The 22,202-nt window shown below is 70.8% G+C and carries 20 protein-coding genes; 2 read left to right on the top strand and 18 right to left on the bottom strand.

Annotation, left to right across the window (positions count from 1 at the left end; translation table 11 throughout):
• Positions 1–44 precede the first annotated feature (44 nt).
• A complete protein-coding gene (locus tag ACZ4XD_RS20290; RefSeq protein ID WP_042160982.1) occupies positions 45–845 on the bottom strand; it encodes an SGNH/GDSL hydrolase family protein in 801 nt (266 codons plus the stop codon).
• A 255-nt stretch (positions 846–1,100) separates the two neighbouring features.
• Here ACZ4XD_RS20290 and ACZ4XD_RS20285 point away from each other — a divergent pair, with 255 nt between their 5' ends.
• Positions 1,101–1,910, top strand: a complete 810-nt coding sequence (locus tag ACZ4XD_RS20285; RefSeq protein ID WP_468043886.1) for a tyrosine-protein phosphatase — start codon at positions 1,101–1,103, stop codon at positions 1,908–1,910.
• A gap of 15 nt (positions 1,911–1,925) precedes the next feature.
• Here the strand turns inward: ACZ4XD_RS20285 and ACZ4XD_RS20280 are convergent, their stop codons facing one another.
• From ACZ4XD_RS20280 to ACZ4XD_RS20205, 16 genes are all read right to left on the bottom strand, one after another.
• Entirely contained in the window at positions 1,926–3,092 is a 1,167-nt protein-coding gene (locus tag ACZ4XD_RS20280) for a serpin family protein (protein ID WP_468043884.1), read from the bottom strand.
• A gap of 22 nt (positions 3,093–3,114) precedes the next feature.
• A complete protein-coding gene (locus ACZ4XD_RS20275) occupies positions 3,115–4,497 on the bottom strand; it encodes an aspartate aminotransferase family protein (RefSeq protein WP_468043882.1) in 1,383 nt (460 codons plus the stop codon).
• Positions 4,498–4,612: 115 nt separating this feature from the next.
• Positions 4,613–5,638 carry an adenosyl-hopene transferase HpnH gene (hpnH, locus tag ACZ4XD_RS20270; protein ID WP_468043880.1) on the bottom strand — a complete coding sequence of 342 codons (1,026 nt, stop codon included), beginning with the start codon at positions 5,636–5,638 and terminating at the stop codon, positions 4,613–4,615.
• A gap of 5 nt (positions 5,639–5,643) precedes the next feature.
• Positions 5,644–6,312 (bottom strand): phosphorylase family protein, encoded by a 669-nt coding sequence (locus ACZ4XD_RS20265; protein WP_468043878.1) that lies wholly within the window; start codon positions 6,310–6,312, stop codon positions 5,644–5,646.
• A complete protein-coding gene (gene shc, locus ACZ4XD_RS20260) occupies positions 6,312–8,330 on the bottom strand; it encodes a squalene--hopene cyclase (RefSeq protein ID WP_468043876.1) in 2,019 nt (672 codons plus the stop codon). The genes ACZ4XD_RS20265 and shc overlap by 1 nt, the downstream gene beginning before the upstream one ends.
• A gap of 107 nt (positions 8,331–8,437) precedes the next feature.
• On the bottom strand, positions 8,438–9,559 hold the full coding sequence (locus ACZ4XD_RS20255; protein ID WP_468043874.1) for a polyprenyl synthetase family protein: 1,122 nt from the start codon (positions 9,557–9,559) through the stop codon (positions 8,438–8,440).
• Complete coding sequence (hpnE, locus tag ACZ4XD_RS20250) at positions 9,556–11,010, bottom strand: hydroxysqualene dehydroxylase HpnE (protein WP_468043872.1); 1,455 nt, start codon at positions 11,008–11,010, stop codon at positions 9,556–9,558. Before hpnE ends, ACZ4XD_RS20255 begins: the two co-directional genes overlap by 4 nt.
• Positions 11,011–11,110: 100 nt before the next feature.
• On the bottom strand, positions 11,111–12,064 hold the full coding sequence (gene hpnD, locus ACZ4XD_RS20245; protein WP_468043870.1) for a presqualene diphosphate synthase HpnD: 954 nt from the start codon (positions 12,062–12,064) through the stop codon (positions 11,111–11,113).
• A complete protein-coding gene (hpnC, locus tag ACZ4XD_RS20240; protein ID WP_468043927.1) occupies positions 12,061–12,927 on the bottom strand; it encodes a squalene synthase HpnC in 867 nt (288 codons plus the stop codon). Before hpnC ends, hpnD begins: the two co-directional genes overlap by 4 nt.
• Positions 12,928–13,376: 449 nt before the next feature.
• Positions 13,377–14,180 carry an ABC transporter ATP-binding protein gene (locus ACZ4XD_RS20235; RefSeq protein ID WP_468043868.1) on the bottom strand — a complete coding sequence of 268 codons (804 nt, stop codon included), beginning with the start codon at positions 14,178–14,180 and terminating at the stop codon, positions 13,377–13,379.
• Positions 14,173–15,102 (bottom strand): ABC transporter permease, encoded by a 930-nt coding sequence (locus ACZ4XD_RS20230; protein ID WP_468043866.1) that lies wholly within the window; start codon positions 15,100–15,102, stop codon positions 14,173–14,175. The genes ACZ4XD_RS20235 and ACZ4XD_RS20230 overlap by 8 nt, the downstream gene beginning before the upstream one ends.
• Positions 15,103–15,180: 78 nt before the next feature.
• Entirely contained in the window at positions 15,181–16,053 is an 873-nt protein-coding gene (locus ACZ4XD_RS20225) for a glycosyltransferase family 2 protein (RefSeq protein WP_468043864.1), read from the bottom strand.
• 14 nt (positions 16,054–16,067) lie between these two features.
• Positions 16,068–16,847 (bottom strand): CDP-alcohol phosphatidyltransferase family protein, encoded by a 780-nt coding sequence (locus ACZ4XD_RS20220; RefSeq protein ID WP_235467384.1) that lies wholly within the window; start codon positions 16,845–16,847, stop codon positions 16,068–16,070.
• Complete coding sequence (locus tag ACZ4XD_RS20215) at positions 16,825–17,886, bottom strand: iron-containing alcohol dehydrogenase family protein (RefSeq protein ID WP_468043861.1); 1,062 nt, start codon at positions 17,884–17,886, stop codon at positions 16,825–16,827. Before ACZ4XD_RS20215 ends, ACZ4XD_RS20220 begins: the two co-directional genes overlap by 23 nt.
• Positions 17,874–18,611 carry a phosphocholine cytidylyltransferase family protein gene (locus ACZ4XD_RS20210; RefSeq protein WP_262042451.1) on the bottom strand — a complete coding sequence of 246 codons (738 nt, stop codon included), beginning with the start codon at positions 18,609–18,611 and terminating at the stop codon, positions 17,874–17,876. Before ACZ4XD_RS20210 ends, ACZ4XD_RS20215 begins: the two co-directional genes overlap by 13 nt.
• On the bottom strand, positions 18,608–20,413 hold the full coding sequence (locus tag ACZ4XD_RS20205; protein ID WP_468043925.1) for a DUF5941 domain-containing protein: 1,806 nt from the start codon (positions 20,411–20,413) through the stop codon (positions 18,608–18,610). Before ACZ4XD_RS20205 ends, ACZ4XD_RS20210 begins: the two co-directional genes overlap by 4 nt.
• A gap of 547 nt (positions 20,414–20,960) precedes the next feature.
• Between ACZ4XD_RS20205 and idi the strand changes: the two genes are divergently transcribed.
• Positions 20,961–21,572 carry an isopentenyl-diphosphate Delta-isomerase gene (gene idi / locus ACZ4XD_RS20200; protein WP_085922555.1) on the top strand — a complete coding sequence of 204 codons (612 nt, stop codon included), beginning with the start codon at positions 20,961–20,963 and terminating at the stop codon, positions 21,570–21,572.
• Here the strand turns inward: idi and ACZ4XD_RS20195 are convergent.
• Positions 21,547–22,038, bottom strand: a complete 492-nt coding sequence (locus ACZ4XD_RS20195) for an ATP-binding protein (protein ID WP_468043859.1) — start codon at positions 22,036–22,038, stop codon at positions 21,547–21,549. The genes idi and ACZ4XD_RS20195 overlap by 26 nt on opposite strands.
• Between the last annotated feature and the right edge of the window lie 164 nt (positions 22,039–22,202).

The following is a 22,202-nucleotide window of genomic DNA, read 5'->3' as shown; positions in this document are numbered from 1 at the left end:
TCGGGGCCTCAGTCATGCCAGGGCCCTTCCCGGCCCGCGGCCGCCTACAGCGGCAGCAGATCGGGCCGCTTGGGCTCGACATGATCGCCGGAGGACTCCCCGCGCAGCCGGCGTCCGATCCACGGCACGAGATGCTCCCGCGCCCAGTGGATGTTATCCCGCCGCGCGTCGGCGGCCGAGCGCTCCGCCTCCGGGGGCCAGGGCTGGTCCGGATCGGCCGGCACCCGCAGCCCGAGCACCTGCGCCGCGCGCAGCGCCACCCGGGTGTGCCCGTCGGCGGACAGATGCAGCCGGTCATCGCTCCACGCCCGCCGGTCCTGCACCGACTTGAGCGACCACAGGTCCAGGACCGGGCAGTCGTGCCGGTCCGCGATGGCCCGGACATGCGCCGTATACGTCGCGATCTTGCCGCGCAGATGCTTGAGGACGGGGACTCCGCGGGTGTCGAAGCCCGTGCAGAGGAGAACCGTGCCGACCGCCTCCCGCAGATCGGCGACCGCCGCCTCATAGCGCTCGGCGACCGCGTCCGGGTCCGAGCCCGGCCGCAGGATGTCATTGCCGCCGGCGCAGAACGTCACCAGCGCGGGGGCGAGGGTTTTCGCCCGGGGCACCTGCTCCTCCACGATCTGGTCCAGGAGCCGGCCCCTGACCGCGAGATTCGCATAGCGGAAGTCACCCTCCGCCTGTTGGTCCGAGAGCAGGACCGCGAGCCGGTCCGCCCAACCGATGTACGCCCCGTCAGGGCCGGGATCCCCGACCCCCTCTGTGAAGCTGTCCCCGACGGCTGCGTACGACCCGATGGCGCCAAGGGCGCCGTTGCTGAAGTACTTCGAATCGTCTGCCACGTCAGGACATACTTCACCTCAAGAAGTGACTTACGCCACCGTAACCAGGGGTTGACGAGGGGTGATTAATGCCACCAGGTCAAATTCTTCTCAAGTCGGAATAATGATCGATCGCACCTTGCTTCCCCGGCACTCCAAGGCGCGTCAGAACGTCACCGCAATGACCTGATTGCCTATTGCATCAATGTCGTATCGTCGGAGGTGCCCCGCCTCGTCGACGAGCAGCGTCGGCGGCCGAACCCGAGGAGCGCGCCCGTGACGCAGCAGACGCCGCAGGTCCCACAGGCCCAGCCCGAGCTCACGGAGGTCCGCAACTTCCGCGATGTGGGCGGTCTGCCGACCGTGGACGGGCGTCACGTACGGGAGGGCAGGCTGTTCCGTAGTGGCCACCTCGCCCATGCGACCGAGACCGACGCCGCTTTTCTGGCCGGTCTCGGGCTGCACACCATCTTCGATTTCCGCAATTCCTCGGACATCAAGCTGGAAGGCCCCGATGTCGCGCTGCCCGGCGTGCGCAATGTGAACATTCCGCTCACCGACCCGGCCGACGGTGCGGAATTCTGGGCGATGGTGCGCGACGGTGAACTGGAGCAGCTGCGCTCCGCACTCGGCGACGGCAAGGCCGCGGCCCGTATGGCCGCGACGTACCGCCACATCATCACCACCCGCACCGAAGACCACAGCAGGGTGCTGCATGCGCTCGCCGAGGACAGCGTCCCGGCACTGATGCACTGTGCGGCCGGCAAGGACCGGGCGGGGCTGTCCGTCGCCGTGACCCTGCTCGCGGTCGGAGTCGAGCGGGACGCGATCGAGGCGGACTACCTCAAGTCCAACGATCCCCACCGCCGCTACAAGATCCGCCGCTCGGACAACTCCGCGGTCGGGATGTCGCAGGAGGTCATGGAGCTGCTCTCGCCGCTGTTCGGTGCGCACACCGACTACCTCACGGCCGCCTATGACGCGATCCACCGGACCTGGGGCTCGACGGAGAAGTACCTCACCGACGGTCTGAAGCTGACGCCCGCCGTCCGCGAGCGGCTGCGTGCCCAACTGCTGACGGACTGACGGGGCGGCGCCCGCTCACGGCGTGGCCACCCACCCCGCGGCCAGCACCAGCCCCGAGGCCCGGTGCACCGCGAGGAAGCCGAAGGGCCGGTCGTACCGGGCCGAGATCCGCTGGGCCCGGTACGGCGGCGGCGGTGGCACGGAGCCCGCGGCGGCCGGCATGACCGTGACCGCGGCCGCCCGGAAACCCAGCGGGCCGAAGGTCGCGGTCGCCGACTGCCGGGCGGCCGACACCGCGAGCGGCTGTTCGCTGATACCGGGGAAGTGCCCACGGGAGGTGTCGGCGGCGGTGGCGAGCCCGAAGAGGTCCGCCCGCTCCAGCAGATCGTGCTCGGCGCCGACGGTGAAGCCGGTGGTGGTGAGGTGCAGGCTCGGGGCCGTGTCGTAGCTCGGCACGGTCGTCACCCGCAGACCCGGACCGGCGCCGTCGGTCAGCGCCGTACCGGACACCGTCGGACAGCCGCCGCCCAGCGCCACGACACCGTGGTGCAGCACCTCGCCGCCCGGCACATCCGTCCCGCCGAGCAGCAGATGGACATCGAGTCCGTTGTCACCCGCGACCCGCACCGCGGTCAGCGGACCGGCCGGGGTGTCGTGCACCCGCACCTGCTCCACGTCCCGCCCGGAACGGCTCAGCACCGTCAACTCCCGCCCCGCCCACGGCCCTTCGGACGGCCGGGCGGGGAACTCGTCGAACGGCTCCGTCCAGGTCGTGCGCACCAGCAGCGCACTGGCCAGCAGGAACAGGGTGTCCCGGGTGAGCCGGGCCGGCATTCGCTCGATCAGTCCGTCGGTGTGCTGCCGCGCCCACCCGTCCAGCGCGCTCTGGTCCGCGTCGGGGTCCGCGGTGAGCTCCCCGTGCGCGGTGGGCGGCAGGCTGCTTAGCCACTCGGGGTGCAGGGTCAGCGTGCGACGGGCCCACAGGCCGACCGCGGCATCGACGCCGTCCGCCGCCGTCAGCGCGGCGAGCAGTTCCCGGCCTTCGCGTACGGCGTGCTCCGCATCGGTGCCGAGGGCTTCGGCCAGCTCCTTGCGGGCGGGGCCGGTGGCCGGTCCGGCGAGCAGTGCCAGCAGCGGCCAGACGCCCGCCGCGGTCAGCACGGTGTCCCGCTCCCCCACTGCCGCGCGCGCCCAGCGCGCCGTCATGTCGTTGACGGCCCGCGCCGTCGCCTCGGCCACCATGTGCGATCCCCCATCGGCGTGGTCAGCGGTTGGCGACCGCCTGTTTGACCAGCGTCCGCCCGAAGTCCCACATCAGGCCGCCGCCCCCATGGGCGTCGTCCATGACGGCCGTGAACGCCTCGACGAAGCGGTCCACTTCCCGCTCGCCGATGACCAGCGGCGGAAGCAGCTTAATGACCTCCAAGTGGTCACCGGAGACCTGGGTCAGGATGCGGTGCCGCTGGAGCAGCGGCACCACGACCATCTGCGCGAACAGCCCCTTGCGGGCCGTCTGGAGCATCGTCCAGCGGCTGCGCAGACCGAGGGACTTGGGACGGCCGAACTCGATACCGATCATCAGGCCGCGGCCCCGCACCTCGTGCAGCAGCTCGTAGCGGGGGATCAGCTCCGCCAGCCGGGAGCGCAGCAGTTCGCCGGTGCGCCGGGCGCCGGCCACCAGCTGCTCGTCCTCCAGCACCGCGAGCACCGCCAGACCGGCCGCCATCGCCTGGGCGTTGGATCCGAAGCTGGCGGAGTGCACCAGCACCCGGTCCATGGACGAGTAGACCTTCTTGAAGATCCAGTCCTTGCCGAGCGTCGCCCCGATCGGCACATAGCCGCCGGACAGCGCCTTGGCCACACACACCAGATCCGGCTCGACACCGTCCTCGTGCTGGTAGGCGAAGAAGTCCCCGGTGCGGCCCAGGCCGGTCTGCACCTCGTCGGCGATCAGCAGGGCCTTGTGCCGGTGCAGCAGTTCCTGGGCGGCGCGCAGGAAACCCGGCGGGGTCGGGTGGACGCCCTTGCCCTGGATGGGCTCGATCACGAATGCCGCCACGTCGCCGCGCTTCAACTCCCGTTCCAGCGCGGCCAGATCACCCATCGCGACGGCGGTGTCCGGCAGCAGCGGGGCGAAGCCGTCCCGGAAGCCGTCCTCCCCGTTGACGGAGAGCGAGCCGGTGGTCAGGCCGTGGAAGGCATGGGTGCAGTAGAGGACGCGGGGACGGCCGGTGGCGTAGCGGGCGAACTTCAGCGCGGTCTCGACGGCCTCGGTGCCGCTGTTGCCGAAGAAGACCCGGTCGAGATGGGGTGCGTGGGTCAGCAGCTTCTCGGCGAGCAGGCCGGGCAGCGGCTGGCAGTCGAAACGGGTGAGATCGGCCAGCTGGGCGTCCAGGACGTCGTGCAGCGCCTGCCGGACGACGGGGTGGTGCCGGCCGAGGCCCATCACCCCGAAGCCCGCGAGCATGTCCAGGTAGTCCTGGCCGTCGGCGTCCCAGAAGTAGGCGCCCTCGGCCCGTTCGTAGACCTTGTCGAAGCCGATGGTGTGCAGCATCCGCGGCAGTTGGTGGTTGAGATGGCGGGTGTGCAGGTCGTAGCGCTCGTCGCCGCGCTCGGCGAGCAGCTTGGTCAGGTCGAATCCGGTCACGGCTGCTTCTCCTTACGGGACCGGCCCGGTCCGGCTCACCCGTCGTACGGCGGATGAGCCGGACCGGACCGGTACACCGGGGAGCCGTGGCGATGGGCTCCCCTCACTCGACGGGTCAACTGCGGTTTCCCGCGACGGCGTCCCTGGCCGCCCGGAGGGACTCCTTCAGCGAGCCCATGGTGGCGAGGACGGCGGTCGGCTCGTAGCCGCAGTGCGCCATGCAGTTGGCGCAGCGCGGGTCCTTGCCGCGGCCGTACTTGTCCCAGTCGGTCTCGTCGATGAGCTCCCGGTACGTCGGGACGTAGCCGTCACTCATCAGGTAGCAGGGGCGCTGCCAGCCGAACAGCGAGTAGTTGGGGATCGCCCAGGCCGTGCACGGGAAGTCCGCCTTGCCCTCCAGGAAGTCCAGGAAGAGCGGACTGTGGTTGAGCCGCCAGCGGCGCCGGTTGCCGCCGGCGAAGGCCTTCTTGAACAGCTCCCGGGTCTGTTCCACGCCGAGGAAGTGCTCCTGGTCGGGGGCCTTCTCGTAGGCGTAGGCGGGCGACAGCATCATTTCGTCGACCTGGAGGTCGTCATTGAGGAAGTTGAGGACCTCGATGATGGTCTGCGGGGTGTCGGTGTTGAAGAAGGTGGAGTTGGTGGTGACCCGGAAGCCGCGCCGCTTGGCTTCCTTGATCGCCGCCACCGCCTCGTCGAAAACACCTTCCTTGGCGACGGATTCATCGTGGCGTTCCCGCATGCCGTCGATGTGCACCGCGAACGCGAAATACGGCGAGGGGGTGAACTTCTCCAGCTTCTTGCGCAACAGCATCGCGTTGGTGCACAGGAACACATATTTCCGCTTCGCCACCAACTGCTTGACGATCTCGTCGATCTGCGGGTGCATCAAGGGCTCGCCACCGGCGATGGAGACCATCGGAGCGCCCGACTCCAGCACCGCCCCGACCGCCTGCGCCACCGGCATCCGCTGCTTGAGCACACCCGCCGGATGCTGGATCTTCCCGCAGCCCTCGCATTTGAGATTGCAGGCGAAGAGCGGTTCCAGCTCGACAATGAGCGGGAATTTCTCCCGCCGCCGGATCACCTTCTGTTCAAAGAGATAGGTACCGACCCGGATGGACTGACGGAGCGGCATGGCCATCTGGCTCACCTCCAGGGGAGCAGCAAAGAACGGTGCCATTCGTGGAAAACGGGGAGTACGGAGCGCAGCACTCGGAAGGCCGATATTCCACCGCGCACGGTGCCGATTCGTACGAGTTCATGTTCTGGAGCGTCCACGACCACCCGGACGGCCGCAACCGGACGGCGCCCGGCGGCCCGGGCGGCACCGAGGGTCGCGGCGGACTCCATGTCCACCGCGACCGCACCGGCGGCGTGCAGCTCGGCCCGCTCCGCACCGCGTACGACGTGGTCGGAGCCGCACAGCAGCCCGCTGTGCACCGTCAGACCGCGCTCCCGCAGGGCCCGGACCAGCGGGCCGTTGTCATGGCAGGGCGTCTCCGGTGCGGCGGCGTGGTGGCCGCGGGTGGCCTCGGCGACGACCACGTCCCCGGGGCGCATCCCGCGGGCGAGGCCGGCGCAGAAGCCGCTGGCAATGACGGGGGAACGTTCGGTGACCGACCCTGCACGCAGCGCTTCGGTGAGGGCACGTTCGGCCGCCTGGGGGCCCATACCGGTGCGGAGCGTGACCACACGCGGACCGGCTTCCCCCGCCGCTCCCCCGCGGCCCCCGCGGCGCAGCGCGAACCGCTCGATGCCGAGCGCACAGGCGATCAGCAGCGGCGGTTCCGCGTCCATCGGGGGCCGGCCCGTCATCAGGACTCCACCGGCGCGCCGGCCGGTCCCCCGTTGAGGTAGCGGCCCAGGGCCGTCAGTGGGAAGACCTGGCGGTACAGGTGATAGTTGATGGAGAAGTCCCAGGGGAAGCCGGTGCCGGTGAAGTACGGCTCGTCCCAGGATCCGTCCTCGCGCTGGGTCGCGGCCAGCCGGCGCACCCCGCGCCGTACCGTCTCACTGTCCCGCTCCCCGGCCGCGAGCAGCGCCATCAGCGCCCAGGCGGTCTGCGAGGCGGTCGAGGCTCCGCGCCCCGCCCACCGCTCCTTGTCCTGGTAGGACCGCTGGTCCTCACCCCAGCCGCCGTCGTCGTTCTGCACCCGCTCCAGCCAGCGCACGGCCCGGCGGACCGCGGGGTGCGAGGCGGGGACGCCGGCCGCGGCCAGCGCGGGGAGCACCGATCCGGTGCCGTAGAGGTAGTTGGTGCCCCAGCGGCCGAACCAGGAGCCGTCGGGCTCCTGCTCGGCCAGCAGCCAGGCGAGCCCGCGGCGGGTGCGCGGGTCGTGGGTACGGCCGACGTCGGCGAGCATCTCGACGACATGGGCGGTGACATCGGCCGACGGCGGGTCGATGACCTCCCCGAAGTCACAGAACGGCAGCCGGTTGGGAAACGGGCTGGTGTTGTCGACGTCGAAGGCGCCCCAGGCTCCGTTCTTGGACTGCATCCCGAGGTTCCAGCGCACCGCGCGCCGGACCGCGGCCTCGACCCGCCGCGGATCGGGGTGCCGGACCCGGCGCAGCGCGAGCACCACCTCCGCGGTGTCGTCGATGTCCGGGTAGTTGTCGTTCTCGAACTCGAAACCCCAGCCCCCGGAAGGGAGTTGGGGCCGCTTGACGCTCCAGTCGCCGGGCCGGTCGATCTGCTCGGCGAGCATCCACTCGGCGGCCTTGACCAGCTGCGGGTGGTCGGCGGGCACTCCGGCGTCGGCCAGCGCGATGGTCGCCAGACAGGTGTCCCAGACCGGGGACTGGCAGGCCTCGATCATCCGGCTGCCGTCCTCGCGCCAGACGGCGAACCGGTCGAGGGAGTCCAGACCGGCGCGCAGCACGGGGTGGTCGAGGTCGTAGCCGCAGAGGTGCAGGGCGATGACGGAGTAGACGGCGGGGGGCTGGATGCCGCCCCAGCAGCCGTCGTTCTCCTGGCGTTCGATGATCCAGCGGGCGGCGGAGCGCATCGCGGCGGCGCGCAGCGGGCGCAGGGCGACTTTGTGGTAGACGTGCAGCGCTTTGTCGAGGCGCTGGAAGACCCCGTCCCAGCTGGTGGCGGGGGCGAGCGGCCGCGGCGGGTTGGGGCGGCGCGGATCGGTGTGCAGCTCGTCGAGGGCGAACGGCGCCGGGCGGACCGGGCGCTTGGCCGAGACGATGGTCAGCGGCACGATGGTCTGCCGCGCCCAGCACCCGAAGTCATAGATGTTGAGCGGGAACCACTTGGGGAAGTAGAGGAGCTCCGGCGGGAGTTCGGGCAGGTCGTCCCACTTCCACCAGCCGAAGAGCGCCAGCCAGATGCGGGTGAAGACCCGGGCGGCGGCGATCCCGCCCTCCGCGCGCACCCATGCGGCGGCCCGGGCCATGTGCGGTGCGTCCGGGGCGTCCCCGGCGAGCCGCAGGGCGACATAGGCCTCGATGGTGGTGGAGAGTTCACCGGGCCCGCCGTAGAAGGTGGCCCAGGTGCCGTCCGCGCCCTGTTGCCCGCGGATGTGGCGGGCGGCGGCTTCGGTGAGCTTCGGGTCCTGGATTCCGAGGAACTGACGGAGCAGCAGGTCTTCGGCGTCCATCGTGACGTTGGTCTCGAGGTCGCCCTTCCACCAGCCGGCGGGGTCCTGGACGGACAGCAGATAGTCGGTGGCGCGTGCGGTCGCGCGCCGGGCGGCGTCCACCGTGTCCTGCCGTACGGCGGTGCGCGTGGGCGCTTGTGTGGCGGTCTTCTCAGCGGTGGCATCGCTGGCCGAGGGGGCCCGGGGCGGCAGTGCCCCGGTGCTTCCGTCGGTCGTCGCTGTCATGGCTTCCCCTTCGGCAGTGAACTGTGAAAAGCGTGCTCAGGGATTCCGTCGGCCGGCGCCCGGCTGGCGCCGGCCGGCGACTGCGAACTATTCGGTGTCGATACTGCTCATCTCTGTCGTACGACGACGAAGTCCGCGAGCGCGACGAGCTGTGCGCGGACCTGCTCCGGCATGTCGATCTCGTCCAGTGCGGCGATGGCGGTGGCGTGCTGGCGGCGGGCCTCCTGGGAGGTCCACTCGCGGCCACCGGCCTCCTCGATGAGGGCCGCGCGGGAGGCGAACTCTTCCTCGGTGAAGTCGGCAATCTCGGTCTCGCTCTTCTTCGCGTCGGCCGCCAGGATCTGGGCGAGACGCTCGGAGGCCGGGCCACCGGCCGCCAGCGCGGCGACGACCGGCAGCGACTTCTTGCGCTGCCGCAGGTCGCTCCAGGTCTTCTTGCCGGTGGCGTCCGGGTCGCCCCAGATACCGAGCAGGTCGTCGACGGCCTGGAAGGCGAGGCCGAGGTGGTAGCCGTACTTCTCCAGGGTGTCGGCGGTGTGGTCGTCGGCGCCGCCCAGGACCGCGCCGATGGAGACGGCACAGGCCAGCAGCGCGCCGGTCTTGTTGCCCTCCATCTCCAGGCACTCCTCGACGGTGACCCGCTCGCGGTGCTCGTAGGAGATGTCCTGGGCCTGACCGTCGATCAGCTTACGGGTGGCCAGGGTGAGCCGGCGGGTGGCGCGGCCGGCGTCGACCGTGCCGAGCTCCAGCAGTATTTCGTTGGCGAGCGCGAACAGCGCGTCACCGACGAGGATGGCCTGCGCGGGGCCGTGCACCTTCCAGACCGTGTCGCGGTGCCGGCGCTGCTCGTCGCCGTCCATGAGGTCGTCGTGCAGCAGCGAGAAGTTGTGCACCAGCTCGACGGCGACCGCCCCGGGGATACCGACCTCGGGGGCCGCACCGGCGGCCTCGGCCGACAGCAGCGCGAGCGCCGGCCGCACCGCCTTGCCGCTGTCACCCGCGGTGGGGTGGCCCTCGGCGTCGATCCAGCCGAAGTGGTAGGCGGCGACGGTGTCCATGGGAGGAGCGAGCCGGTCCACGGCCGCGCGCAGCACGGGGGTGGCGAGTGTCCGCCCGCGCTCCAGCAGAGCGGTGACGCTCTCGGTATCGATAGCTGGGGAAGCCGGGTTCACGGTTTCTCCTCTGTTTCCGACGCTCGTGCTCGTGCGAGCGCTCGTACTCGTAGTCATGCCGCCTCCTGAGGCAACTGGCCCTGGGGGAAGCCGAGTTCGTTGAGTGCCTCGCGAGCGGCGGCAGTGCCGCTGCGAACAGCGCTTTCCATGGTCGCGGGCCACCCGGTGGCGGTCCACGCACCGGCCAGGAACAGGCCGGAGGCTTGAGTGCGGGCGGCGGGGCGGAGCCTGCCGACGCCCGGGGCGGGCGCGAAGGTCGCGGTGCGCTCGCGGGTGACGAAGAAGTCGCGGATCCTGGCGCCCCGGGCGGCGGGCAACAGCCGCTCCAGCTCGGGCAGATAGCGGGCGCGGAGCTTGGCGACCGGCTGGTCGATCTCCTCCTGCGCGGCGGACTGCGAGACCGCCAGATACTGGCAGCGCTCGTTCCCGGCGATCCGCGTCAGTCCCGAGGCGTCGGTGCGGTCGAAGACCCACTGGACCGGCGAGCCGACCGCCGCGAAGAAGGGGCGGCGCAGCACCTTGCGGTCGTAGACGACATGGAGGTTGAGGATCGGGGCGGTGCCGATGTCCAGCAGCCGGTCCTTGCCGTCCAGCGCCCCGTCGGGCAGCAGGCCGTGGGCCTCGCGCTGGGGTACGGCGAGGACGACGGTGTCCGCGGTGAGCTGCTCGGTGCCGTGCGGGCCGTTCTCCACCGACACCTGCCAGCCGCCGTCCCGGCGCGTGACGGCTCCGGCGCGGGTGCGCAGGGCGATACGGACGCCGGCCTTCTCCAGGGCCGTACGGGCGAGGGTGTCGTGGACGTCGCCGAGCGGGACGCGGGACCAGCCGATGTCGGCGGCGCCGGGGGCGGACAGCAGCCCGGTCTTGAAGACCTTGGCGGCCAGGCCCAGCGAGGCGTCACCGGCCCGGGCGTTGAGGGTGGCGATGCCGACCAGGTCCCACAGCGCCTCGACCGCCCGGGCCGACTGGCCGTACCGGCGCAGCCAGCTGCCGAAGTCCAGACCGTCCAGCGCGGGGTCGGCCGGGTCGAGGCCCTTGAGCGCGAGGGTGGCCCGCACGACCCCGGCCCGCTCGGCGGGGGACAGATGCGGGTAGCCGGCGAGGCTCCGGGCGAGGTGCAGCGGGACGGGCAGCGCGGTGCGGCGCAGTCGGCCGAGCCGCATCCGGTCGGCGTCCAGGACCGGGACGTCCATCCGCTCCTGGAGGGGCACCAGATGTGCGGCGTCCATCCGCTCCAGCAGCCTGCTGTAGGCGGTGCAGCAGCGCAGATAGACATGCTGGCCGTTGTCGACGGACAGTTCCCCGGCGGTGGAGTCGCGGCGGAAGGAGAAGACCAGGCCGCCGAGGCGGGGCCGGCCCTCGATCAGGGTGACCCGCAGTCCGGCGTCGGCCAGGGCGAGCGCCGCTGTCGTGCCGGCCAGACCGCCCCCGACGACCACCGCAGCCGCCCCTTCGGGACGGCCGGGCAGCGCACGGTGCCGGTCGGTTCGGGTCGCTCCCGATGTCATGTGATCTCCCCCTGTACTGCTGTCTCGGACGCAGCCGGCCCGGGGAGGGTTGCCCGCCGCGCTGACGCGGGATCACCGCTGTCGTTCGCCGCCCGGCACCTCATCCGCGCCTCCGGACGGCCTGCCGCCGGCCGATCGCCCGCGCGTCGAGCCCGGAGAGCCCGCGCACCGCGACAAAGGCCTTCTCCCGGCCGGGCAGGGAGACCCGGCCGCGCAGCACGGCCTCGGGGTCGGCGGCGATCCGCGTCAGCAGACGGTGGTAGATGCCGGCCATCGCGGCCACACAGGCGCCGCTGCGCCGGTCGAGCATCGGCAGCAGCCGGAAGCCGTCGGCGAACAGCGCACGGGCCCGCTTCACCTCGAAGTGCACCAGTCCGGTGAAGTCGGAGCCGGGCGGCGGGACGGAACGCTCGAAGCCGGCCGCGCAGCCGAACTTGGCGAGGTCCTCGGCGGGCAGGTAGGTACGTCCGTTGCCGGCGTCCTCGCGAACATCCCTGAGAATGTTGGTCAGTTGGAGGGCCAGGCCGAGGGTGTCGGCGTACTCGGCGGCGCGCTCGGCGTCCTGCGCGCCCGGGACCGTGCCGAACACGCCCAGCGAGAGCCGGCCGATGGCGCCGGCGACGCAGCGGCAGTAGACCTTCAGCTCGTCCCAGGTCTCATAGGTCGCGCCGCGCACGTCCATCAGCACGCCGTCGATCAGCTCGTCGAGCCCCTCCAGCGGCAGCGGGAAGCGGCGGGCGGCGTCGGACAGCGCGACGGCCACCGGGTCGGTGTCGTCCTCGTCGATCCGGCCGTCCTTGATACGCGCCAGCAGCGCCCGGGTGTCCTCCAGGCGCCCCTGCTTGGCGGCGGGCTCCAGGGTGCCGTCGCCGATGTCGTCGATCCGGCGGGAGAAGGCGTAGAGCGCCGACATGGCCTGCCGCTTGTCGGCCGGCAGCAGCCGGATGCCGTAGGCGAAGTTGCGTGCCTGCTGCCCGGTGATGGCCTCGCAGTAGCGGTACGCAGCGAGCACCGGCGCGGACGCGTGTGCAGATGCCTCCACGGTCCGACTCACCCCTCTCTTCGCAATGTCGCCCTTACCTCGCGCAGCAGGCTGAGCTTGGTCGGCTTGGGCGGTCCAGGGAGTACGTCGTGATCGGCGGCCGCGACCGCCTGGAGTGCAGCGCGTCCACCGGCCACGAATCCGGCCAGCAGCAGCTTGAGTCTGCCGTGGACGCTACCCACCAGCGAGGTGCCTTCATTCAGCAGGTCACGGGCGCGTTCCGCCTCGTAGGCGATCAGCGCGCGCACCGATGCGCCCCCGCTGGGCGCGGCCAGATCCGCCTCGGTGACACCAAAGCGTTTCATGTCCTCGGCGGGGAGGTAGATACGGTCCCTCCCGAGGTCCTCGGCCACGTCCTGGACGTGTTCGACGATCTGCAGGGCGGTGCAGACCGCGTCCGAGCGGCGGATGCGTTCGGGGCTCGCGGTGCCGGTGATCCCGAGGACGAGGCGGCCGACGGGGTTGGCGGACAGCTCGCAGTAGGCGGCGAGGTCGTCATAGGTGCCGTAGCGGCTCACCCGCTGGTCCTGCCGGTTGGCCTCAATCAGCCTGAGGAACGGCTCGGGGGTCAGCGCGCAGCGGCGGACGGTCGGGCCGAGCCGGCGCAGCAGCGGATGCCGGGGGCCGGGCGCCCGGTCGCTGAAGACCCGGTGGAGGTCGGCTTCGAGGGCGTCCAGCAGCGCAGGCCTGTCGTCGTACTGTCCGCGCTCCAGCCCGAGGAGTACGGCATCGCCGCCGCCGGGTGCGAGATCGCCGTCGCCGATGTCGTCGACGAGCCGGGCGAAGCCGTAGACGGCCATCAGATCGGTCCGCCAGGCGCGGGGCAGGAAGAACGGTGCGACCGGGAAATTCTCGTGTGCGGCCTGATCGAGCACGGTGCGCGTCTGCTCCCGCCCGTCACCCGCCGCCCCCCTTCGGAGGATGGCGCGACGCGCCTGCTCGTTGTCTCGGCTCACCGGGGGCTGCCCGGCGCATTTCGGTGCCGGAGCGAACCAGTAGCCATTGCCGTCACGTCTCCCGTTCTACACCGCCAAGCTAAAACATCCTATTTCGGACACGCCGCAGCGGGCGACGCGCCTTGATCGAGCCCACATCGCCCGCTTGGGTGAGCATTGCCCGACATATACCACTTGTGCTGTTCGGTACCCGTACAGCTTACGTCGTACGTCTCACCCACGTCCGAGCGGGTCCCGAAGCGTGAGACAACGATCAAGCCGGCGCCCCATACGTCCGAACTGATCCCGGGACCGCTGGAGTTGACCTGTCCGCACGCTGGAAGGCCCCCGCGAGGCGGACTCGCGGAGGCCTTCGAGTGCGGAGCGGACTACTTGCCCGTCTCCTTTTCGTACGCCTTGATGACCTCGTCCGTCGGACCGTCCATCAGCAGCTCGCCGCGCTCCAGCCACAGCACGCGGTCGCAGGTGTCGCGGATGGACTTGTTGTTGTGGCTGACGAGGAAGACCGTGCCGGCTTCCTTGCGCAGCTCGCGGATGCGGGCCTCGGAGCGCTTCTGGAAGCTGCGGTCACCGGTGGCCAGCGCCTCGTCGATCATCAGCACATCGTGGTCCTTGGCCGCGGCGATGGAGAACCGCAGCCGGGCCGCCATACCCGACGAGTAGGTGCGCATCGGCAGCGAGATGAAGTCGCCCTTCTCGTTGATGCCGGAGAAGTCGACGATGCCCTCGTAGCGCTCCCGGACCTGCTCACGGGACATGCCCATCGCCAGCCCGCCGAGAAGGACGTTCTTCTCGCCGGTCAGATCGTTCATCAGGGCCGCGTTGACGCCCAGCAGCGAGGGCTGGCCGTGCGTGTAGACCTTGCCGCGCTCCGCGGGCAGCAGTCCGGCCACCGCCTTGAGCAGCGTCGACTTGCCCGAGCCGTTGGAACCGATCAGCCCGATCGACTCACCCCGGTAGGCGGTGAAGGAGACACCCTTGACCGCGTGCACCTCACGCACGCCCGAAGACGGCTTGCGGCGCACGATGCGGTTGAGGGCCGCGGTGGCGCTGCCCTTGCCCGCACCCGTGCCGTAGACGCGGTAGACGATGTGCAGATCGTCCGCGATCACCGTCGGGACCCGCTCCGCGGCCGCCTCGGTCGGCTGGACACCGTTCTTCTGCTCAGCCACGTCCGTACCGCTCCTCAGCCTTCCAGAAGTACACAAAGCCCACGACGCCCATCACCAGCGCCCAGCCCCCGGCGAACGCCCACACATGCGGCGGCAGCTGCTTCGAGGTGAAGCTGTCGATCAGCGCGAACCGCATCAGGTCGATGTAGATCGCGGCCGGGTTGGCGTTGAGCAGGATTTCCACGAACGCCGGGACGTGCTTGCCCTTGAGGATCAGGTCGATGCTGAACATCACGCCGGAGGCATACATCCACGTCCGCATGATGAACGGCATCAGCTGCGCCAGGTCCGGGGTCTTCGAACCCAGCCGCGCCATCACCATCGCCAGCCCCGTGTTGAACACGAACTGGAGCGTCAGCGCCGGCACGACCAGCAGCCACGACCACGTGGGCAACTGCCCGAAGCCGAGCAGGATGAGGACCAGCACACCCATGGAGAAGAACAGCTGCTGGAGCTGCATCAGGCAGAACGAGATCGGCAGACAGGCCCGCGGGAAGTGCAGCGCCCGTACCAGGCCGAGGTTGCCGGAGATCGCCCGCGTACCGGCCATCACCGAGCTCTGCGTGAAGGTGAAGATGAAGACACCGGTCACCAGGAACGGCACGAAGTCGGGGACGCCCTTCCTCGTGCCGATCAGCAGGCCGAAGATCAAGTAGTACACGAGCGCGTTCAGCAGCGGCGTCGCCACCTGCCAGACCTGTCCCAGCTTGGCCTGGCTGTACTGCGCCGTCAGCTTGGCACTGGCGAAGGCGGAGATGAAATGCCGCCGGTCCCAGAGCTGCCGGACGTACTCCGGAAGGCCGGGACGGGCCCCGCTCTGCGAGAGCCCGTACTTCTGGGCCCGCTGGGCGGCCGTGAGCCCTGCGTCGGAAGTTGGCGGGGCACTCATGGCGACCGCACTGTCGTGCGTGGTCTCGCTCACAGTTGACACTTTCGTCCTCAAGGTGCGCTGCCGGGGCCACGCCCCGGCTCGCGCCTGATGCTCTCAGATACGAGCTTGTCAGATGACGGGAGGGCGGCCCAGTCGGGTCAGTCGCCAAACGGTAGCCCACTTCATGGGGCGCCTGGGACCGCACGGCGTGACGCAGCCCTCCTTGAAGCCGCCCAGCCAGGCCCGCAGCGCCGGTCGCGACGGCCGCCGGGCGAGGGTGAGCAGGAACCAGACACCGAGATAGACCGGCACCAACAGCGCGGGGAGGTTGCGGCGGGCCAGCCACACCCGGTTACGGGCCACCATCCGGTGGTAGACCGCGTGCCGGGCCGGTGCCGTCGTCGGGTGGAAGAGGACCATGTCCGACCGGTAGTCGATCTGCCAGCCGGCGTCCAGCGCCCGCCAGGCCAGATCCGTCTCCTCATGCGCGTAGAAGAAGTCGTCGGGCAGCCCGCCGACCTCCTCGAAGACATGGGTCCGGACCGCGTTCGCCCCACCGAGGAAGGTGGTGACCCGCGACGACCGCATCGGGTCCGAGGCGCGCAGCCGCGGCACGTGCCGGCGCTGGGTCTCGCCGGTGTCCGGGTCGGCGATCCGGAAGCTGATGATGCCGAGCTCCGGGTCAGCGGCGAATGCCTCGCGGCACAGTTCGGCGGTGTCCTCCCTGGCCAGCAGCCCGTCGTCGTCGAGGAAGAGCAGTACATCGACCTCGCTGCCGCCGGGGCCGAAGGCCTCGATGCCGACATTGCGGCCGGCCGGGATACCGACGTTCTCCGGCAGCTCGACGGTCCGTACGCCCTCGGGGAGCTCGGGCAGCGGCGAACCGTTGCCCACGACGACGGTCTCGATCGGGTCGCCGTGCTGCTTGGCGACCGAGTCCAGCAGCGCGCGCAGCTCCTCGGGGCGGTTGCCCATCGTCAGGACAACCGCACCGATCCGCATTCGGGACGCCCCCGTCACTTGAGCCTGCTGGAGGCGAGGATGGACACGAGGTGGAGCACCGTCTGGAGGAGCGCGATGCCGGCGAGCACGGCGACACCGAGACGGGAGAAGAACAGGTCGCCCCTGATCGAGTCCACGATCGCCAGGACCAGGATCAGCAGGGACGCCTCGATACCGAGGATGAGCCGGTGGAACTTCAGCGCCCCGGCCGCCTTGCGGGCCAGCGCCATACCGGAGGACCGCGGCTCGGAGGCCGCCTCCTTGACCGGCGGCAGCCCGCCCTGGTGCCGGGCGACACCGACGAGGTCGGTCTCGGCCTTGATCAGGATCGCGCCCAGGGCGGCGAGGGTGCCGAGGAAGGCCCACAGCCAGTCGATCCGGCCGGAGCCCCACAGGTCGGCGGCGCGCAGGCCGAAGCCGACCAGTACCGCGGCGTCGCACAGGTAGGCGCCGACCCGGTCCAGGTACACCCCGCCGAGCGAGAACTGCTTCTTCCAGCGGGCGACCTCGCCGTCGACACAGTCGAGCAGCAGGTACAGCTGGACCATCAGCACACCGAGCACGGCGCCCGCGATCCCCGGCACCAGCAGTGCCGGGGCCGCGAGGACGCCGAAAACGGTCATCAGGTAGGTCAGCTGGTTGGGCGTGACCTTCGTGTTCACCAGGTGCCGGTCGATGCGCAAGGAGATCTCGCGCATATAGAGGCGACCGCCCCAGTGCTCACCGCTGCGCCGGTCCTTGACACCCTCGGGGTGCACGACCGGGCGGAGTTCAGCTACTGACGGCTTCTGCATAGTCGGCGTATGCGTCCCTGATCTGATCGGCGGACAGGTCGAGGTGCTCAAGGATGGTGTAGCGGCCGGGGCGGGTCTTGGGCGCGTACGCGACGGCCTCGACGAACTCCTCGTCGGTGAAGCCGATCTCGCCCGGTGTGACCGGCAGACCGTGCCTGCGCAGCACCTGAACCATCAGGTCCCGGGTTTCCTTGTCCCCGCGCAGATGCGTGGCGAAGGCGGCGCCGAGGCCGCACTGCTCGCCATGGCTCGCCGCACGCTTGGGATGGAGGATGTCCAGGGCGTGGTTGATCTCGTGGCAGGCACCGGACGCCGGGCGACTGTCGCCGGCCACCGACATCGAGATGCCGGTGAGGACCAGGCCCTCGGCCAGCACCTGGAGGAAGTTGTCGTCGCCGACACCCCCGGGGTGGCGCAGCACGGCCTCGCCGGCCTGGCGCGCCATGGCGGCCGCCAGTCCGTCGATGTCCTCACCTGTCTCGCGGTGCGACAGCTCCCAGTCCGCGACCGCGGAGATGTTGGAGATCGCGTCGCCGATGCCGGAGCGGACGAACCGGACCGGGGCCTCGCGGATGATGTCGAGGTCGATCACCACGGCGATCGGGTTCGGCACCCCGTAGGAGCCACGGCCCGCGTCGTTGTCCAGCGTGGCCACCGGCGAGCACAGACCGTCGTGCGACAGGTTCGTCGCGACGGCGACCAGCGGCAGACCGATACGGGCCGCGGCGAACTTGGCACAGTCGATGATCTTGCCGCCGCCCAGGCCCACGACCGCGTCGTAGTGCCCCTTCTTCATGGCGTCGGCGAGCTTGATCGCGTCGTCCAGGGTGCCGCCGCCGACCTCGTACCACTCGGCGCCCGGCAGCGCGGGGGACAGCCGCTCGCGCAGCCGCGCCCCCGAGCCGCCGCTGATCGCGATGGCGAGCTTGCCGGACGCGGAGATGCGCTGATCGGCCAGCAGGCCCGCCAGGTCGTCCAGGGCGCCGGCGTTGATGTCAACGACGACCGGGGACGGGATGAGGCGGGTCAGTACTGGCATGCGATGTCACGGCCCTTCGCCAGGTCGTCGTGGTTGTCGATCTCGACCCACTTGACGTCGCCGATCGGGGCCACGTCCACCTGGAAGCCGCGGTTGACGAGCTCCTGGTAGCCGTCCTCGTAGTAGAGGTCGGGGTCCCGCTCGAAGGTGGTCTTCAGGGCGTCGGCCAGCTCGTCGGCCGCCGAACCCTCGATGAGGGTGACGCCGATGTACTCACCGGTCGCCTCGGCCGGGTCCATCAGCTTGGTGATCTTCTGGACGCCCTTGGCGGGGTCCACGATGACCTTCATCTCCTCGTCCGCCAGCTGCTTGACGGTGTCCAGCGCGAGGATGATCTTCTGGCCGTTGCCGCGGGCGGCGAGCAGGGTCTTCTCGACGGAGACCGGGTGCACGGTGTCGCCGTTGGCGAGGATCACATCGTGCTTGATGGCGTCACGGCCGCACCACAGGGAGTAGGCGTTGTTCCACTCCTCGGCCTTGTCGTTGTCGATGAGGGTGAGCTTGAGGCCGTACTTCTGCTCCAGGGCCTCCTTGCGCTCGTAGACGGCTTCCTTGCGGTAGCCGACGATGATCGCGACCTCGGTCAGGCCGATCTCGGCGAAGTTGCCGAGGGTCAGGTCGAGGATGGTCGTGTCCCCGTCGACCGGCACCAGAGCCTTGGGCAGGGTGTCGGTGTAGGGGCGCAGACGCCGTCCGGCGCCGGCAGCCAGCACGAGGCCGATCATGCGGGTTCTCCTTCATCGTGTACGGCGGGTGCTTGGGAGGACACCCAGAAGCGGATGCTCTCGATGAGCACCAGCAGCGCCAGGGCCACAGCAAGGGCCGTCAGCGCGATTGTGAAACCTGAGGGGGACAGCGCGGCGGCGAGGACCGTGATCACGAGGATCCGTCCCTCATGTCCGCCGGTCGCCCGGACCAGCCACCGCGGAGGGGCTCCGGTGCCACCGCGGATGCGGTAGACCGTGTCGTAGTGATGGTAGGCGACCGCCGCGACCAGCCCGTACGCCGCGGGCAGTGCTCCGGGGGCGTCCGCACGGGCGGCCAGCACCAGGATGGTGACGTACTCAGCGGCCCGGAAGAAGGGCGGTACGAGCCAGTCGAGGGCGCCCTTGAGCGGCCGGGCCACGGCCGCACCGGCCAGCAGCGCGGAGCAGACGGCGACGCCGACGGTGAGCCACGAGGTGGGGTCGTCCTGGAAGATCACCCAGACCAGCAGCACGGCGGCTGAGAGAAATGCCATGACGGGGGCCAGGAAGGAACCGGTCCGCCCGCGGCCCCGGGCGCCGCGGGCGATCAGCTCGGCGAACGGCCCGGAATCGGCGAGGTCGGCCAGCGCCTGGGCGGCGCGGTCGGTGCGCCGGGCCCGGCGGGTCAGCGAGCGCAGCACCCGGCCGGCCGTGGTGTAGCAGGCGGCCAGCGCACAGCCGATGAGCAGGGCGTAGAAGACGATGCGCGGGGTGGTCAGCGCGGTGAGCACGGCGATCATGGCCCAGCGTTCGCCGATCGGCAGCACGATCATCCGGCGCGCCCAGACCGTCCAGCCGACGCTGTCGAGCTTGCCGGAGAGGGCGGCGGTGGGGCTGGTGTTGGCCGTGGCGTCGTGGTTCGCCTCGTTGAAGGAGAAGTCGACGACATGGCGGCAGGTCATCAGGACCATCGCGCCGAGCGCCAGCGCCCAGACGTCGTCCCCGCCACGGGCCGCCCCGAGGGCGAGGCCCGCGTAGTACGCGTACTCCTTGGCCCGGTCGAAGGTGGCGTCCAGCCAGGCGCCCATCGTCGAGTACTGCAGGGAGTAGCGGGCGAGCTGCCCGTCGGTGCAGTCCAGGACGAAGGAGAACAGCAGCAGGAAGCCGGCGGCGATGAAGCCGCCACGGGTTCCGGTGGCCGCGCAGCCGGCCGCGATCAGTGCGGTGAACAGCGACGCGGTGGTGACCTGGTTGGGGGTGAGCCCGCGCCGCGCGCACCAGCGGGCGAGGTAGCGGGAGTACGGGCTGATGCCGAACGTGGTGAAGAAACCGTCGCGGGACTTCACGGCGGTGCGCAGCCGGACGGCCTCGTCGTCGACGGCGGCGACGGCCTCCCGGGCGTCCTCGCGCTGTGCCGGGGTGAGCGCGACGGTGGCGACCAGGCTGCCCAGCTCGACGCGGTGCAGACCGATCTCGTCGCGGTCGAGGGACTCGGTGAGGGTGTCGGTGAGGACATCCGTGAGGTGGGCGGTGCCGGCGCCGACCGGGATCCGGCCGACCGCGCGGGCCAGCGCGGCGCGGGCCGCGGGCTGCGCGGTGAGCGCGCCGGGCACGGCCGCGGCCGGGAAGCGGGGGTCGGTCAGCGCCAGCCGCAGGGCGTGCAGATGGCCGACGAAGCGGGGGTCGACGACGGCGACCCGCTCTCCTGCGGGCACCGCGTTGATCAGCTCGGCGGCGGCCGCGGGATCGTTCGCCGTGCGGACGTCAAAGCCCAGCGTGCGCAGGTCGGCTTCGAGCGGCGACCCGGCGACCGGCGGACCGGTGAGGATGGCGGTCGACAGACGAACTCACTCCTTGGATGCTGACAAGGCAGCGCCGGTCGGTCCGCATTCGATACGAACTACCCGGGCAGCGGGCGTGGCACACCTCGCCCCTGGGAGGGCCGGGTGGCACGTCGGCAGAGGCTATCGGATCGCCGGATGCGGCCGTTCACCGCGCATTCACCGCACGATCGAGTGACCGACGGCTGCGCCTGCCGCGATCATCATGGTGGATCGGGTGGCCCATGAACAACTGGCCCGCAGGTCCGGGCCACGATCCGGTGCCGGTTATGAGAGGGCTGGTCACAGGGCGGGCGGGTTGTGCCGGGGCCGGTGTGGTGAGAGCCATCCCAGGTCCGGGGCGCCCGCCGTCCGCCGGTGGCGCCACGGCCGCCGGCCGGTGTCCACCGCGCCGGGAGCCGCGCGGCCCAGGGCGGGTGTGGACCATCTCACGGCAGGCGCGACGGGTGACCGGTGCGCGGGGTTGTTGCGCCGCGCACCCGCTGTGCCGGTGATGCGGACCCGGCTAGGGCAGACTTGGCGTCGAAGACCGACGACAAGGATGGGCATGCCGATCACACCTGCCAACGGACAGACCGCCGGGGACCCGGCGGTGAGCACACCGGGCGGCACCGCCGAACCGATCATGCTGGAGCTGGTCGACGAGGACGGTACGACGATCGGCACCGCGGAGAAGCTCGCCGCCCACCAGCCCCCCGGGCAGCTGCACCGGGCCTTCTCGGTCTTCCTCTTCGACGAGAAGGGCCGGCTGCTGCTCCAGCGCCGGGCGCTGGGGAAGTACCACTCCCCCGGTGTGTGGTCCAACACCTGCTGCGGGCATCCGTACCCGGGTGAGGCGCCGTTCGCGGCCGCCGCCCGCCGGACCGCGGAGGAGCTGGGCCTGGCGCCTTCCCTGCTGGCCGAGGCCGGCACGGTCCGTTACAACCATCCCGACCCGGACTCCGGCCTCGTGGAGCAGGAGTACAACCACCTGTTCGTCGGGCTGGTGCGGGCCGAGCCGGCGCCCGACCCCGAGGAGATCGGCGAGATCGCCTTCGTGACGCCGGAGGAGCTGGCCGAGCGGCATGCCGAGGCGCCGTTCTCCGCCTGGTTCATGACCGTGCTGGACGCGGCGCGGCCGGCGGTGCGCGAACTCACAGGAGGAGCGGCGGGCTGGTAACCGGCGGGATGAGCGGCAGCTCGGCCCAGATGGCCTTGCCGCCGTTCCTCGTGTGCTCCACACCGCATTTGCCGCCCACCTCCGCGGTGAGCGTTTTGACCAGCCACAGTCCGCGGCCGCCGACATCACCCTGGTCCGCCTCCAGTGCCTTGGGGCGGTAGGGGTGATCGTCCTCGACCGCGACCCGTAGCCAGTTCGCCCCGAGGGTGACCTGTACGGCGATCTGGGGCGAGAGCAGGGCGGCGTGCCGGACGGCGTTGGTGACGAGTTCGGAGACGATGAGCAGCAGGCCGTCCATGATCGCGGCGGCGACGGGTACACACTGTTCGGCGAGCAGATCCCGTACCGCGTGCCGGGCGTGCGGCACCGAGGCCTCCAGTGCCGGGGCGGTGAACCGCCAGACACCTTCGTACGCGAGCGGGGAGGTCAGCTCTTCGGGGGGTTCTGCGGGGGGTCCTGAAGGCATCCTCACAGGAAGAGTGTTGGGAATGCATTGGTCCGGACCGGCCTGCTGACCACAAGTCAGCGTCTATCGACGGCTTCTGGCCGATTCCGAGTGGTTGGCCGGACCCGGGGACCGGACCTGTTCCCTTTGTGCCGCGTTCCCGGACCGCCGCGCCCTGGGCCACC

The organism is Streptomyces sp. NPDC029466 (assembly GCF_055574515.1).
The sequence above is the reverse complement of the archived record's forward strand: the minus strand, read 5'-3'. Positions and strand labels throughout refer to the sequence as shown.